The organism is Nitrosomonas sp., from assembly GCF_019752095.1.
Lineage (GTDB): Bacteria > Pseudomonadota > Gammaproteobacteria > Burkholderiales > Nitrosomonadaceae > Nitrosomonas.
In genome coordinates this window covers 48808-64272 of the sequence record NZ_JAIEMO010000013.1, presented here as the reverse complement: position 1 = coordinate 64272, position 15465 = coordinate 48808, and the positions used below count along the sequence as shown (strand labels likewise).

The following is a 15465-nucleotide window of genomic DNA, read 5'->3' as shown; positions in this document are numbered from 1 at the left end:
TCGCTGCTTGCGGCGGGGTGCTTTATTCTTGGTTTTCATGATTTTGTCACAGAAGCATTTTCCACCAAGTGCACGCTGTGGTGATAATTTTCTTCTAGGATATTTCCCCCTTGCCACCAGCAAATTGCATCGTCAGTGCAATTCGCTTTCGTTTCTCATCAATATCTAATACTCTGACTGTAACAACCTGACCCACCTTTACAACTGTATGCGGATTCTTGACAAATTTGTCTGACAGCGCCGAGATGTGTACTAAACCGTCCTGATGTACACCGATATCGACAAATGCACCGAACGCAGCAACATTGGTAACAACGCCTTCGAGCACCATGCCGGTTTGTAAGTCTCTCATCGACTCAATGCCTTCCTTAAAAGTGGCGGTTTTGAAAGTGGAGCGCGGGTCTCGGCCGGGCTTTTCGAGTTCTTGCAGGATGTCTTTGACGGTCAGTAGACCAAATTGTGCGTTGGAGTATTTCTCCACACGGATAGCTTTCAAAACAGTTTGATTGCCGATCAGTGCGGAAACATTCAGCTTTACGTCATTGAGTATTTGCTCGACCAGCGGGTATGATTCCGGGTGAACAGCGGAAGCATCAAGCGGATTTGTACCAGTGGGAATGCGCAAGAATCCGGCGGCTTGTTCAAAAGTTTTTGTGCCTAAGCCCGTGACTTTCATTAAATCGGTACGTATGGCAAACATGCCCTTGGCGTTGCGGTATGCGGTGATGTTGTGTGCAATTTTACTGTTGAGTCCGGCAACGTAACGCAGCAGGGCAGGAGAGGCGGTATTGACATCAACGCCGACAGCATTGACGCTGTCTTCCACTACGGCATCGAGTGTGTGCGCTAATTGGCTTTGATTGACGTCATGCTGGTATTGGCCGACACCAATAGATTTTGGGTCGATCTTGACCAACTCGGCCAAAGGATCTTGCAATCGCCGTGCAATTGAGACTGCCCCGCGCAGCGATACATCAAGATTAGGCAATTCTTCCGAGGCAAGCTCAGATGCGGAATACACCGAAGCTCCGGCTTCGGACACCATGATTGATGTAAGTTTGAGTTGTGGATACTGTTTGATTAAATCTTTGGCCAGATGATCGGTTTCCCGTGATGCGGTACCGTTGCCAATCGCGACCAGAGAAGCGTGATGCTTTTGTGCCAATTGCTTTAAAGTCTGGATTGCACCATCCCAATCATTTTTAGGCGGATGCGGATAAATCGTTGCCGTGTCGAGTACTTTTCCGGTGGTATCGACGATTGCAACTTTCACTCCAGTGCGTAATCCGGGATCCAGTCCGATGGTGACGCGCGCACCGGCAGGTGGGGCGAGCAACAGGGCTTTGAGGTTTTGTGCGAATACCCGGATGGCTTCAGTTTCGGCGCGTTCTTGCAAGTTGCTCATCAGCTCGGTTTCCAGATGTACGAAGATTTTGTTGCGCCAAGCTGAACGCACGGTATCAATCAACCAACTATCTGCTGCGTGTTTTTGGTCACGTATGTTAAATTGTTGCGCGATTCGTTGTTCGCATGAGTTGGGTGCCAAATTTCGACTCTTTTCTTCCAGTTCGGAATCCAATCGCAGTTTTAGTTTCAAGAATCCTTCGCGCTCGCCGCGCAGCAGCGCCAATGCACGATGCGAAGGAATTTTACTGATCGCTTCATGGTAATCATGATAATCGGTAAATTTAATGTCGCTGTCTTGTTTGTCCTTGACGGCCTTGGCAGTCAGAATGCCATGCAAGCGTAAGTATTCGCGTAGTGTTTGCAGCAGCGGTGCATGTTCGGTGAAACGCTCCATTAGGATGTGTTGTGCGCCTTCCAATGCTTGTTCGACATCCGCCACCCCTGGATTATCGCCTTCCTCGGTGGTGAACGGGTCTTTCAGGTATTTCGTCGCTTCAATTTTCGGATCAAGCCGTGAATCATTTAACAGCGCATCTGCCAGCGCTTGCAAGCTAGCTTCCAAGGCGATTTGCGCTTTGGTGCGGCGTTTCTTGCGGTAGGGCAGGTACAAATCCTCCAGATGTGTCTTGTCTTGCGCATGGGTGATCGCATCCAGCAGTGTCGGGGTCATCTTATTCTGCCTTTCAATTGCATTGATGATTGTCGCGCGTCGTTTCTCCAGCTCACGCAAGTTGTGCAAGCGTTCTGCTAATTGGCGCAATTGCACATCATCCAATCCTCCAGTGGCTTCCTTGCGGTAGCGGGCAATAAAGGGAACAGTGGAGCCGTCATCCAGTAACTGGATAGTGGCTTGGATCTGTGCCAGTTTAACCGCGAGTTCTGCGGCAAGGCGTTGTTCAATCGATGGCAACATAAGCATTATCTGATTTAATGTTGGAGAAAGCATGAAGTGATGGATAAGTATTCATCACTTTTTGATGTTATTGTTTATTCGGTAATCTTGGTTTGGTACAGGATAATCTCTAAGCCAGAACCGCATTTCCAACAGAGCTGGAAATTAGCTGGATTTTCTTCATTACAAGCAGGACAGCGTATGATGCCGGTTGCTGTCGGTGTTTTCTCGTAGGTTTCAACGACACGCTTGCCGCGCTCGAAATCTTCTTCGCGTATGATCCATACTTCCGGATATGCGTGTGTGAAAGGAATTTCTCCGACGCAGCCTTGCGCATGCTGATTAAAAATTCTCGCCGGGATATAGGCGTGTTCGAGCAGATCAAGTACTATCTGCGCTTCCAACAAATTGCCAGCAGAGTAAATTTTTTTCATGCAGTGATGATGGCAAAGACAATCAACAAGTTAATAGAGTAAAACTATGTGGTTCAGAAATTTACAAGCTTATCGTATTAGTAGTGGAAATATAACATTGAATAGCCTTGAAGAGGCGCTTTCTCAACATGCCTTGCAAGTATGCATGCAAATGGAGATGCAAAGCCGTGGCTGGGTACCGCCGCGCGATGAGCAGGAGAATTTTATCCATGCTTATGGCCAACAATGGCTGATTGCCTTGGGTGTGGAGAAGAAATTATTGCCAGCTGGCGTGATTAATCAGCATGCCAAGAACCGTATTACGCAAATTGAGAAAATGCAAGGCTATAAGCCAGGTAAGAAACAAGTTAGAGATATCAAGGAAGCCACGATAATTGAGTTATTGCCGCGTGCTTTTACACAACGTCACAAAACTTATGCCTGGATTGATGCGGTTAAAAGTCGTTTGATAATTGATACGACGAGCACCCAGAAAGCTGATGAATTGGTTGAAGTATTGGTTAAATCGATGCACGGTTTGACGCTAGCGCCGCTGGAAACGCAGGTTTCGCCTTCTTCAGCGATGACACGTTGGTTGTCCGGCGATGATTTGCCTTCTATATTTAGCATCGATCGTGACTGTGAGCTGCAAGGCATGAGCGATGAGAGAGCAACTGTCAAATATACCCACCATGCGCTGGAGACCGAAGAGACTGTGCGTCATATCCGTGCAGGGAAAAAAGTGATCAGGCTGGCAATGACGTGGGATAGTAAAATTTCATTTGTATTGCATGATAATTTGCAGCTGCGGCGGATTGCGCCACAGGATATTCTGAAAGAGTCGACTGAGAGTGCTGAAGAATTGTTTGTCAGCGATTTTGCTATTATGACCGGCGAACTTAGTCAACTGATTACCGCAATGGTTGATGCGTTAGGCGGCGAAGATTTAAGTTAGGATATCGTTAGCCCTACCTTTTAAGTTACGTGGAGCTAACGACTCGTTTAATCGATCGAATTCAACAATAGTTTTATTTGGATTTATCTTTGATTCCCGATAGCACGCCTTGAGTGATTTTACCAACAAATTCGGCTGTTTTTTGCGCGAGGGTGGCGCCGGTTTCTAGCTGAGATTGTCCGACTGATGCAATTTGTTGCGCGAGAATGGCCAAAGTTTCTTGTAACTGCGAACCTACTGTGGTTCCGGTATTTTTTGCATGATGACTCAAGTCGAGCAGAATCTCTGAAATCACGCCTTGCGCTGCTGTACCGGTACGATGCAGGGTGTCGACGAATAAACTTTCCAGGCTTTCCAGATCAGAGCGAGTGCGCTTTAATTCGGTCTCAGAGAATTTCCTGGCCTGACTGGTTGCTTCTTGAACGGCTAGTTTGGAGGCTTCGGCAAATCCAGCCAATGCAGAATCGAGTCCTGTAACAGCTTCAGTAATTTGTGATTTTGCTGCTTGCGTTTGATTGGCTGCATGTTGTAGCTGGTGCGTTGCGCCGTCGTGCACGCCATCCATCACCGCGGTGATAATTCGCTGTAAGGATTCCAGATCGATATGTTTTGCATTCATGGCTTCCAGAGTTAGCCGGCGCACGGTTTCCTGGATATGCGTGCCGCTGGCAATCGCTTCGCGCACCTCAGCTTCGAGTGTTTTGAGCTTGCTGTCGTTGTCAGATGTATGGTTGGGTTGATCGGTGTGTTCATTCTGCATGATGAGGCTTCCTATAAGAAGAGTGAATCGTTGTGTTTGGTTTTCATTTTGCGCCGCTACTCTCGAGTTGGTCAAGGCCATTCATATAGGAGCGCAAAACTTCGGGTATCGTGATGCTGCCATCCGCATTCTGGTAGTTTTCCAACACGGCCACTAGCGTTCGCCCGACGGCCAGACCAGAGCCGTTTAATGTGTGTAGTAACGCCGGTTTGCCATTTTCGCTACGAAAGCGTGCTTGCATGCGGCGGGCTTGGAACGCTTCGCAATTGCTGCAGGAGGAAATCTCCCGATAGGTGTTTTGCGCGGGCAACCAAACCTCAATATCATAAGTTTTTGCTGCCGAAAAACCCATATCGCCGGTGCATAAAGCCATGACTCGGTATGGCAGCGCTAGTTTCTGCAAAATCTTTTCCGCATGTCCGACCAGCTGTTCCAGTGCTTCGTAGGATTGATCCGGGTGAACGATATGTACCAGCTCTACTTTATCAAATTGGTGTTGACGAATCAGCCCGCGCGTATCCCGGCCATAACTACCGGCCTCAGAACGGAAGCAGGGCGTATGTGAGACATATTTGAGCGGCAGCGATTGCAGCGGCACGATTTCATCGCGCACCATGTTGGTAATGGGTACTTCCGCAGTGGGGATGAGATGATATTCAGGCGTATTTTCTGTAGAGGAAGATTCCACGCCACCGGCGGTCACGGCAAATAAATCTTGTTCGAATTTGGGAAGTTGTCCCGTGCCGCGTAGGCTATCCCGACTTACCAGATAGGGTACATAGGTTTCGATGTAACCATGTTCCAGCGTATGTATATCCAGCATAAATTGAGCCAGCGCCCGATGCAGACGAGCAAGGCCGCCTTTCATCAAGCTGAAGCGTGCCCCACTGAGTTTGGCAGCGGTTTCAAAATCCAACAATCCGAGGCCTTCTCCGATGCTGACATGGTCTTTGATATCAAAATCAAATTGTCGTGGTTCGCCCCACTGTCGAATTCGCACATTGCTTGTTTCATCTTTGCCTTCGGGTACGCTGATATGCGGAAGGTTGGGAACCTCGAGCAGAATTTTTTGCAAATGATGTTGAATGTGCTCCAGCTGATTTTCCGTTTGTTTCAATGCATCGCCTAGATGCGCTACTTCAGCCATAATCGCCGAAGTATCCTCTCCCTTGCTTTTAGATTGGCCGATTTTCTTCGATGCTGTGTTGCGTTGTGCCTGAAGTTCTTGTGTTTGGGTTTGGATTATTTTGCGTTCTGCTTCCAAAGCATTAAATGCTTCGGCAGGAAAAGTGTAGCCTCTTTTGGCGAGTTGCTGGGTAATGTTGTTCAGATCAGTGCGTAGTTGTTGAATTTCTAACATGCAAAAACTCCAAAATAACTGGTATTAATTGAATTTTATAGTTTACGTTTTGCTTGTTTATCTAAATTTCGTAAATGAGCCAATTTTTCTTGAATTTTTTGTTCCAGTCCGAAAGCAGTTGGTTGATAAAAATTCACTTCAGGCATTTCATCCGGAAAATAATTTTCATCCGCTGCGTAGGCCTCCGGGCAATCATGCGCGTAGCGGTAAGTGTTTCCATAGCCGATATCTTGCATCAGTTTGGTGGGTGCATTTCGCAGGTGCAATGGGACGCGGCGTGATTTATCCTGGGCAACTAAGGAGCGTGCTTTCTTGTAAGCTAGATAGGCGGCGTTACTTTTCGGCGCGCAGGCCAGATACAAGGTAGCTTGTGCCAACGCCAATTCGCCTTCCGGACTGCCTAGTCGCTCATAAGTCTCACAGGCATCCAATGTTAAGCGTAGAGCACGTGGATCTGCCAGGCCGATGTCTTCAGCTGCCATCCGAATCAATCTTCGTCCGATATACAGCGCATCGGCGCCGCCATCCAACATGCGACACAGCCAATAGAGCGCTGCATCAGGTGAAGATCCGCGAACAGATTTATGTAGTGCGGATATCTGATCATAAAATTCATCGCCGCCTTTATCAAAGCTGCGTGCATTGCGTGATAACGTGTTGAGGACAATATCTTTACTGATTTGCGTGATGGATTCAGTTCTGACTGCAGTATGAATTTGTTCTAGCAGATTTAGTAAACGTCTGGCATCACCGTCAGCGAATTCGATTAGTAAATTCCTTGCCTCATCAGAAAATTGCATTTTATCCAGAATTAAATTTTGAGCACGCTCAAATAATCTGGATAATTCCTGTTCTGATAAGGCGTTGAGTATATACACTTGAACGCGCGATAACAGTGCGTTGTTAATTTCAAATGATGGGTTTTCCGTGGTGGCACCGATGAAAGTGATTAAGCCCTGTTCTACGTACGGTAAAAAAGCATCTTGCTGTGATTTGTTAAAGCGATGCACTTCGTCAACAAAAAGAATGGTATGCCGACCGGATTGTTGCAGGACTAACTGAGCCTGCTCAATCGCATTGCGAATGTCTTTGACGCCCGACAGCACGGCAGATAGGGCAATGAACTCGCAATCAAATTCAGTTGACATGAGACGAGCTAGTGTAGTTTTCCCGGTTCCTGGCGGGCCCCATAAAATCATCGAATGCGGTTTGCCTGACTCAAATGCCAACCGCAGTGGTTTTCCTGCGCCAAGCAGATGATTTTGTCCAATGACGTCGCTTGGTTGTCTGGGGCGCAGTAGTTCTGCCAATGGTGCTTTGGGTGCATTAATCGAAAAAAGGTCCAAATCACTCACTGATGACGTCTGCATTGTCCGGAGGAATAAATGTGAATAAATCAGCAGGTAGGGTGGGGTTTTTATCCAGTTCAGAGAACGACAATAATGTTGTTTGTCCGAAATTATCCCGCAATGCCATAACCTTGAGCGTACCGTCCGGAGAAAACCCCATCTGGATGAACTCAAAGTTGCTTTCTTTGTTTTTGGGAATTGCTTCGAGCCATTCCATTTCGTTTTGTACACCTAGCTCAACCAATTCAAAATTGTCTTCAATCGTGCTGCTGCCGGCGAGTAATGCGGCTGGACTACTGCCGATAGCGAGGTTGAATTGGCGCACAGTTACTTGGTTGAGGTCATGATCATAAAACCAGACTTGCGTGCCGTTGCCAACAATCAGTTGCTCGTATGGTTTTTCATAAGCCCAGCGGAATTTTTCAGGACGCTCGAACTGCATGGTGCCGGTTGATTCTTGGATGGCACGGGAATTTTTATCGTACAGTGTTTGTGAGAAGTTTGCTCGAACTGTGCGGGTTTCCTGAATGAAGGTTTTAAGACTGTTGATAGCAGTTGCTTCAGCCAGGGCTGGTATCAGACTGAGCAGCAGCAAGCAGAAAGTGGAACAGCTTAAACGGACCATAGGTTCCTTTAATGAAATGGGTGTGTAGAGCAAAGTATAGCAGCTGGAAATTGGATTATTCGTTACGTGCCGGAGCTAGTACTTCCCGATTACCGTTACTTTGCATTGAAGAAACCAAGCCGGCTCGTTCCATATCTTCTACAAGACGGGCGGCACGATTATAGCCGATTCGCAAATTTCTTTGCACGAGAGAGATAGAGGCCCGGCGAGTTTTGATTACGATGGCAACGGCTTCGTCATAGAGCGGGTCGGTCTCACCTTCGGATGGCTTTTTAAAATCGAGTGAATTGCCGGCATCACTGTCTTCTTCATCGATCTTAAGAATTTCTTCGATGTAGTTGGGTTCTCCATGTTCTTTAAGATATTCAACCACCTTATGCACTTCATGATCGGCGACAAAAGCACCATGAATACGTTGCGGATAGCCGCTGCCGGGCGGTAAGTACAGCATGTCACCTTGACCCAGTAAGGCTTCGGCTCCCATTTGATCGAGGATGGTACGTGAATCAATCTTGCTCGATACTTGAAAAGCAATTCGGGTTGGAATATTTGCTTTAATCAGACCGGTTATCACATCAACGGATGGGCGTTGGGTTGCCAATAACAGATGAATGCCAGATGCACGTGCTTTTTGCGCAAGCCGAGCAATTAATTGTTCAACTTTCTTGCCGGCGACCATCATCAAATCGGCTAACTCATCAATGACCACGACAATCAGTGGCAATTCTTCTAGATATTCTTGTTCTTCCTCAGGTAGCGTCAGCGGATCAACTACGGGTTCTTCATTTTTAATCGCTTCTTGTATTTTCTGATTGTAACCACCGAGATTGCGCACACCTAATGCAGACATCAGCTTATAACGACGCTCCATTTCGGCGACACACCAGCGTAATGCACTAGCAGCTTCGCGCATATCGGTGACAACCGGCGTCAGTAAATGCGGAATGCCTTCATATACCGATAGTTCCAGCATTTTTGGATCAATCAGGATCAAGCGGGTTTGATCGGGTGTGGTTTTATAAATAAGGCTTAGAATCACTGCATTGATCGCAACCGATTTGCCTGAACCGGTGGTTCCAGCTACCAGCGCATGAGGCATTTTAGCTAAATCCGATACAATCGGACGCCCGCTGATATCTTTACCTAATGCAATGGTCAATGGTGAAACGGAATCGGCATACACCTGAGAACTGAGAATCTCCTGGAGTCGGACAATTTGGCGCTTAGGATTGGGAATTTCCAGTCCCATGGTGGTTTTTCCTGGAATAGTTTCGACTACCCGGATACTGGCAACCGATAATGCGCGTGCCAGATCTTTTACCAGATTAATGACTTGATTGCCCTTGACGCCAATAGCCGGCTCAATTTCATAGCGGGTGATGACAGGCCCGGGGAAGGCTGCAACAACTTTAACATCGACACCAAATTCCTTGAGTTTCCGTTCAATCAGGCGAGAGGTGAATTCAAGGGTTTCTTTGGATAATATTTCAAAATCTTTATCCGGTTCATCTAGAAGACGCAATGGCGGTAGTGGTGAGTCAGGCAAATCCGAAAATAAGGAAGGCTGTTTCTCTTTGATAATGCGCTGAGATTTAATAATACTGGTTGTCGGTGGTTCGATATGCAGAATCGGATTATTTTCTATGCGTTTTTTCTCGCTCTCAACGGCTTTTCCTCGGACATGAGATGCAACGATACCTGCAAATTTGTCTTGTCTTGTTTCCCATGCATTTTTGAGTAGTAATAATAGATTTTCAACACTTTCACCAAGCATTTCTACAAATCGAACCCATGACAAGCCGGTAAATTGACTAAAGCCGACAGCGATAAGTATTAATAATGTCAGAGTTGCGCCCGTAAATCCCAGTATTTGCGAGAGATAATGACTAATTGTGTTGCCTAGCATTCCGCCCGGTAGTAAAGGGAGTGAAATGTTGATGGAGTAAAATCTGAGCGATTCCAGACCGCTGCTGGCTGATAACAACAGTAAAAAACCGCCAAGAGAAAGTAACGCGGAATGCCGATCAAAGATACCGACTGTATCTATTCGGCGATAGCTCCACGCAATTGCAGACAGAAAGAAAGGAACCCACCACCATGCAGATGCACCAAATAAATACAGCAATAAGTCAGCTAGCCATGCGCCGGCATGTCCCCCTGCATTTTGGATCTGATTAAAGTCACCGCTATGCGACCAGCCGGCATCACTACGGTCATAGCTAGTAAAAATCAATATTAGATAAAGTGCGGCACCCATCAATATCAATAGCCCGGATTCACGTAATAATCGGGCTACTCTGGGTGAGAAGGAATGGCCGCTTGATTTTTTGGCCATCGGCTTGTTCAATAAACTCATGGGTGTCTCAGAAACGTAAGGTTTTGTCTGATGGATACCCTGGATTATATAAGAGAATTTGAAGTAATTTCTTCAATGCATCGATAAATGCATTTTTTCTGTAGCTAAAAAGAATTGATGTATTTGTGCAGAGGATGCTTGATTTGTGTCAATAAAATGGAATCAATCAGATCTCGAGCGTGACAAAATGGCGGCGACAGTGGTTTTTTCTTTGTTGGCGATCGTAGGCAAGGTGGAAACCTGATGTCCTCCATTTTGTTTTGAAATAAAGAGTGCATTTTCTGCGCGTTTGCAGAGATTGATTTTGTTATCTGTTTCTTCAAGCATCGCGATACCGATGCTTATCATGATTTTGTTATCAGCGTTCTTATCTATGACGGAAGAGATTTTCTTGCGTATAGCTTCACATACTTTTTTAGTTTCGATCAAATCTGTCTCAGAAAATACTATGGCAAATACATTGATATCAATACGATAAAGAAAATCGGTTATTCTGATGTTAGTTTTAATTTCTTGGGAAATTCTTTTAATGGAATCGTTTTTGCTTTTATAGTCATAGTTGTCACTGAATAATTTCAAAAGATCAATATCGATAATCGCGATGGATAAACTCCGTTGATATCGTTTGCTACGCACTATTTCTGTATCGAGTTCGGTTTCAAAAGCTTGGCGGTTTTTGTATCCCGTGACAGGATCGATCAATATCTGATTCATTAACGTAGTGATATCCACATTTGCTCTTTTGATTTTAATCACCATGTATGCGGAGCAAATGATCAGTAATAAAGTGATCCCCCGATTAAACAATACAATATCTAACGGGACAACCATGTACGATGATAGAAAGTATCCCGCAATGGTTAGAGTAAATCCGAGCGTGGTAATTAGATAGGTAAATTGAACTCCACTGACCCATAGACTAGCGAATATTACCAGTGCATAAGGGACGCCAGCGGCAACACCCAAGGGGAGACTTAAATCAGTGACGAAAATGGCTATTGTTGCGGCAAAGATAACAAAGCAGTTAGCTTGGATGGGGAGTTCTCTAAGATGGAGTTTCAAGCTAGTGATTGCTGAGAAAATTTGGCTACGCATTATTTAAATGATCGCTAATGTAGATGTGAGGTTGTTATATTAACGGATTATTGAAACCATTCTTTAAATTCTTAATTATTTACGTAGTGGAAATCATAACAATCCGTTTAGTATACACTTTTTTATAACTTAGTCTAAAAATGCGCATGTAAGTTTTTATAAAAGAAACAAAGTAATGAGTCGACTATCGTAAAAGGATTAGTTGATTTTTATTGAGCCTTAGCCTGCCAATAAAATGATACGAGTCCCTGCTATACGATCATGGAGAAATTGGTGATCACGGTCAAAAAACGCCCAGATGATTCCGCACCCAAAAAGAAAAATACCTGTTATTGCGAGCAGGTAACGAATGATGGCTTGTTTCTTTGTTAAACTGTCGCCATCTGCAGTCACAACACGCATCTTCCAAGTTTGCATGGCCAAAGTCTGTCCGCCATGTGTCCAAAACCAGGTGAAGTAATATCCCATAACTAAGAGTAGATAAAATTGAAATAATGGCCGGAAATAAAAAGCTTGCGTGTCTTTAAAGATAAGATGAAAAATAAATCCCGCAAATAGCAAAACGGCCAATAGAAGCAGAAACTCATAAATCAGACAAATAATGCGACGCCAGAAACCGGGTGTGGTGTAAGTCATGTTTGAATTAGATCGGATGTGATCGCACTATATTACTATCTGTCAGCCTATGCAGTGGAAAAGAATTTTTGTGCATGAAAAGACTTTCTGTATCGTTTTGACAAATTATCACCACATTAAGCTTAATCTACTGATTGATAATTATTATCGTTTGCGTTATCATGAAATGCTGGCCAGCTTAGTTTCTGGTCAGTATATTTAGAGCAGTGCATTGGTTGGTGTAGCGTTCATATACATACATGTTATTTGTCAAATCAGCGCATTAGCTTGCAGTATTTTCAAGTCAATAATAAGTATATTTTTCTGGATTTGTTATTCTGTAATGCAATCATTCTCTTGGAGAAATAGTGAATATCTTGAGCAGCAACAACGCCTTATCTCGTTGCCGGGGTTGTTGTTTGTACTGGTAGTGCACGCTGCATTATTTTATGTGTTATGGAATCAGCGCTTAATTACAGCTCCTGATCAGATGGTTACATTGTTTGCTGAGCTAATTACTCCGTCAATACCGCGTGCCGCTCCTGAAGCATTGCCGAAACCTGTGCCTGTTAGGCTTCAGCCAGCCAAAAAGCCTGTGTTCAAGCCCAAACAAGAGCGTCTTGTTGCTAGAGCTCCCGCAATTCCTAAACAAGAGAATGTCGAGCCTGTGCCAGAGCCATTGCCGGCACTGGTTCGGGAGCAAACGAGGGAATCCATATCTTTACCGGATGCTGCACCAGCACAAATGCCAACGGGACCTATGACGTTGGCTTCGGAATTATCCGTTTCTTGCCCAAAATTATCTCCGCCAGCGTATCCTGCCATTTCGCGACGCATGGGTGAAGAGGGTAAATTGGTGTTGCGTGTAGAGCTGGATGAGAGTGGGCGTATTGATGATGCAAAAGTTCTTAATAGCAGTGGCTATGATCGTCTTGATACTGCGGCATTGGCTGCAGTGAAGAGCTGGCACTGTAATCCGTCGTTGCGTAACGGCCAGCCCGTTCGAGCGATAGCCTTACAGCCTTTTAATTTTGTACTGCAAGGAAATTAATTCATGGAACAAGGACTCGGCTTTTCTCATTTTCTCGATCAGATTGATGGAGTGGGCATCAGTGTACTTGTATTACTATCATCACTATCGATTGCGAGCTGGTATCTGATTATCACAAAAAGTATTGCAAATATAATTGCTAAACGCCGTGCTGAGGCTTTTTTGAAGCATTTTTGGAGTTTTGATTCACTACAAACGGCCCATATTGAGTTAAGAAACGCTGTACCAAATAATGCATTCTCAGAGCTTGCTAAGCTGGGTATTGATGCGGCAGCTGATTCTAAATTACACAGCATGCATAAATTAGCTGCTGCAGGGGGGACAAGTGAGTTTCTAACGCGTACTTTACGCAATGGTATTGATCAGGAAGCTACTCGAGTTGAGAATGGCCTGACGTTAATCGCAACAGCAGGTTCGGCAGCACCCTATATTGGTTTATTTGGCACGGTGTGGGGTATTTATCATGCGCTGATACAAATTGGACTTTCGGGGCAGGGCACTCTAGATAAGGTCGCTGGCCCTGTTGGCGAAGCATTAATCATGACAGCGTTAGGGCTGGCGGTAGCCATTCCAGCAGTGCTTGCCTATAACGCTTTTGTACGTCGTAATCGTATCTGGCTTGCGCGTTTGGAAGCTTTTGCACATGATCTGTTTATACTGATAACGGTTGGAGATAACAATGATACTCCATTCTCTGCGCCACATTTGCAGCGCGAAATAAGCACAAGCGCAATTGATGTTGCGATGGAAAGGGGGCAATAATGGCGTTTGGAAGTATGCAAGATAGCGGGCGCCAGGCCCCTATGTCAGAAATTAATGTGGTGCCGCTGGTTGATGTGATGCTGGTATTGTTAATCATTTTTATTATTACAGCACCACTTCTTACTCATTCCGTCAAGATTGATCTGCCAAAAGCAGAGAATGTTCCAAATATCACACAAACTGAGCATGTTGAATTGGCTATACGTGCGGATGGTAGCCTATTCTGGAATGGAGAGCCCGAAGTATTGGAGCAATTAGCATCGCGTTTTGCTGCAAAAATAAGCCAGGAACCTGAAGCTGAATTACATCTTCATGCAGATAAATTGGCGCACTATGAACATATTGCACGGGTAATGAGCATTGCGGCTAAAGCAGGCATGACAAGAATCGGCTTTATTACAGATCCTTCGGAAAGATGAGTGTAAAACTTGTAGGATTTCTGCGGTGAATAGTTAACTCTGCGCTTATCTGTTCACTTAACAATTGAACGAGTTGTAGACCTAGTGTAGGCGTATTTTCAATGTCAAAATCATCTGATATACCAATTCCATTATCACTAATACGTATCAACAACTGGTTTGAATTATGATGTTTTAGGTTAATCTGAATCGTTCCCGAACGATTTCCTGGAAAAGCATACTTTATTGCGTTTGTGCATAATTCGTTTAGAAGGAGACCTAAAGGGATACTGATATTGATTGGGATGAGAATTTCATCTGTTTCAATTTTGGTTTTTATCTTAGAAGTTTCTGGTGTGTAAGAAACTAAAAGATTATTTACTAAAGAATCGATAAAGCTGGAAAAATCTACTCGTGAGAAATCTTGCGACTGATATAAGATTTGATGAATTAATGCCATCGATTTAACTCTATTCTGACTTTCTGTCAAAACGGTGATTGCAGTGCTGTCATATACAGTTTCGGATTGCATTCCTAAAAGGCTGTCGATAATTTGCAGGTTGTTCTTAACTCTGTGATGAATTTCCGATAATAATAAATCTTTTTCTTTCAGAGCGGCCATAAGTTGTTCTTCTTGGTGTTTGCGCGTGGTGATATCGATAATAGAAGCTAACACTAAAGTTCCTTCAGTTGTTTGAATAGGATTCAAGCCAACTTCAACCGGAAATTCTTTGCCGCTCTTATGTAAACCATAAAGATCGCGCCCATGCCCCATGCCGCGTTTGCTGGAGTGTTCCAAGAAACTCCTCCTTAATTCAGGATGTTGAGTTCTATGTGATATTGGTATGAGTATTTCTATGGGTTCTCCTATCATTTCCTGGCGTTGATAGCCGAATAATTCTTCGGTGGTAGAATTGACCATTATGATTTTTCCTTGATGATCAGTCATTACCATGCCGTTGGGTGATGCTTCTACAGCTAGATGAATCATTTTCTCGGCCTGTTTGCGATCAGAAACGTCGACGATAACAGCTAGTACGAAGGTGCCGTCACTTTTAGTTTCAACGGGATTAAGGCCAACTTCAACCGGAAATTTTTTACCATTCCTGTGTAGTCCATATAGGTCCCTGCCATGACCCATTGGACGAGATTTTGATTCCTTAATGTAAGTAAGCCGTAATTCTGGATGATGTATACGAAATTCCTCTGGAATTAGAATTTCTATAGATTTTCCAATGAGCTCTTGTCGAGAGTAACCGAAAAGTTTCTCCGAAGCTGAATTAACCATGACAATTTCACCATCACTATTAGTCATCACCATGCCATTGGGAGAAGCCTCAACAGCAAGATATACCATTTCTTCAGGGTTGCTGAATTTCTTATACCGATTAGATGTCATGTTTTACTTTTATTTAGTCATGAGTCAA

The 15465-nt window shown here is 44.6% G+C and carries 14 protein-coding genes; 4 read left to right on the top strand and 10 right to left on the bottom strand.

Features of this window, described 5'->3' with window-relative positions; all coding sequences use genetic code 11:
• Nucleotides 1-94: 94 nt before the first annotated feature.
• Both K2Q13_RS05580 and K2Q13_RS05575 read right to left on the bottom strand, forming a co-directional pair.
• Nucleotides 95-2320 (bottom strand): Tex family protein, encoded by a 2226-nt coding sequence (locus tag K2Q13_RS05580; RefSeq protein ID WP_292919812.1) that lies wholly within the window; start codon nucleotides 2318-2320, stop codon nucleotides 95-97.
• A gap of 74 nt (nucleotides 2321-2394) precedes the next feature.
• Nucleotides 2395-2733, bottom strand: coding sequence for a DUF2007 domain-containing protein (locus K2Q13_RS05575; RefSeq protein WP_292919810.1), 339 nt, complete (start codon nucleotides 2731-2733; stop codon nucleotides 2395-2397).
• 46 nt (nucleotides 2734-2779) lie between these two features.
• Here K2Q13_RS05575 and K2Q13_RS05570 point away from each other — a divergent pair, with 46 nt between their 5' ends.
• Complete coding sequence (locus K2Q13_RS05570) at nucleotides 2780-3667, top strand: recombination-associated protein RdgC (protein ID WP_292919808.1); 888 nt, start codon at nucleotides 2780-2782, stop codon at nucleotides 3665-3667.
• Between the two features lie 73 nt (nucleotides 3668-3740).
• Here the strand turns inward: K2Q13_RS05570 and K2Q13_RS05565 are convergent, their stop codons facing one another.
• The 7 genes from K2Q13_RS05565 to K2Q13_RS05535 all read right to left on the bottom strand — a co-directional run bounded on the left by K2Q13_RS05565 (nucleotide 3741) and on the right by K2Q13_RS05535 (nucleotide 11848).
• Nucleotides 3741-4427 (bottom strand): DUF6781 family protein, encoded by a 687-nt coding sequence (locus tag K2Q13_RS05565; RefSeq protein WP_292919806.1) that lies wholly within the window; start codon nucleotides 4425-4427, stop codon nucleotides 3741-3743.
• A gap of 43 nt (nucleotides 4428-4470) precedes the next feature.
• A complete protein-coding gene (gene serS, locus K2Q13_RS05560) occupies nucleotides 4471-5787 on the bottom strand; it encodes a serine--tRNA ligase (RefSeq protein ID WP_292919804.1) in 1317 nt (438 codons plus the stop codon).
• Nucleotides 5788-5822: 35 nt separating this feature from the next.
• The gene (locus tag K2Q13_RS05555) at nucleotides 5823-7157 is read right to left on the bottom strand and encodes a replication-associated recombination protein A (protein ID WP_292919802.1); all 1335 of its coding nucleotides are present in this window, start codon (nucleotides 7155-7157) and stop codon (nucleotides 5823-5825) included.
• Complete coding sequence (lolA, locus tag K2Q13_RS05550) at nucleotides 7135-7761, bottom strand: outer membrane lipoprotein chaperone LolA (RefSeq protein ID WP_292919800.1); 627 nt, start codon at nucleotides 7759-7761, stop codon at nucleotides 7135-7137. Before lolA ends, K2Q13_RS05555 begins: the two co-directional genes overlap by 23 nt.
• A 55-nt stretch (nucleotides 7762-7816) precedes the next feature.
• On the bottom strand, nucleotides 7817-10117 hold the full coding sequence (locus tag K2Q13_RS05545; protein ID WP_292919798.1) for a DNA translocase FtsK: 2301 nt from the start codon (nucleotides 10115-10117) through the stop codon (nucleotides 7817-7819).
• A 162-nt stretch (nucleotides 10118-10279) separates the two neighbouring features.
• Nucleotides 10280-11212: a GGDEF domain-containing protein gene (locus K2Q13_RS05540; RefSeq protein WP_292919796.1), complete on the bottom strand. Its 933-nt coding sequence runs from the start codon at nucleotides 11210-11212 to the stop codon at nucleotides 10280-10282.
• 219 nt (nucleotides 11213-11431) lie between these two features.
• A complete protein-coding gene (locus K2Q13_RS05535) occupies nucleotides 11432-11848 on the bottom strand; it encodes an RDD family protein (RefSeq protein WP_292919794.1) in 417 nt (138 codons plus the stop codon).
• 322 nt (nucleotides 11849-12170) lie between these two features.
• On the opposite strand from K2Q13_RS05535, the gene K2Q13_RS05530 reads away from it, so the two are divergent.
• Genes K2Q13_RS05530 through K2Q13_RS05520 form a run of 3 tightly spaced genes read left to right on the top strand, consistent with a single transcriptional unit; the run spans nucleotide 12171 to nucleotide 14059 of the window.
• A complete protein-coding gene (locus K2Q13_RS05530; protein ID WP_292919792.1) occupies nucleotides 12171-12878 on the top strand; it encodes an energy transducer TonB in 708 nt (235 codons plus the stop codon).
• Between the two features lie 3 nt (nucleotides 12879-12881).
• The gene (locus K2Q13_RS05525; RefSeq protein WP_292919790.1) at nucleotides 12882-13640 is read left to right on the top strand and encodes a MotA/TolQ/ExbB proton channel family protein; all 759 of its coding nucleotides are present in this window, start codon (nucleotides 12882-12884) and stop codon (nucleotides 13638-13640) included.
• Nucleotides 13640-14059, top strand: a complete 420-nt coding sequence (locus K2Q13_RS05520) for a biopolymer transporter ExbD (RefSeq protein ID WP_292919788.1) — start codon at nucleotides 13640-13642, stop codon at nucleotides 14057-14059. The genes K2Q13_RS05525 and K2Q13_RS05520 overlap by 1 nt, the downstream gene beginning before the upstream one ends.
• On the opposite strand, the gene K2Q13_RS05515 is transcribed toward K2Q13_RS05520, so the two are convergent.
• Complete coding sequence (locus K2Q13_RS05515; RefSeq protein WP_292919786.1) at nucleotides 14037-15437, bottom strand: PAS domain S-box protein; 1401 nt, start codon at nucleotides 15435-15437, stop codon at nucleotides 14037-14039. The genes K2Q13_RS05520 and K2Q13_RS05515 overlap by 23 nt on opposite strands.
• Between the last annotated feature and the right edge of the window lie 28 nt (nucleotides 15438-15465).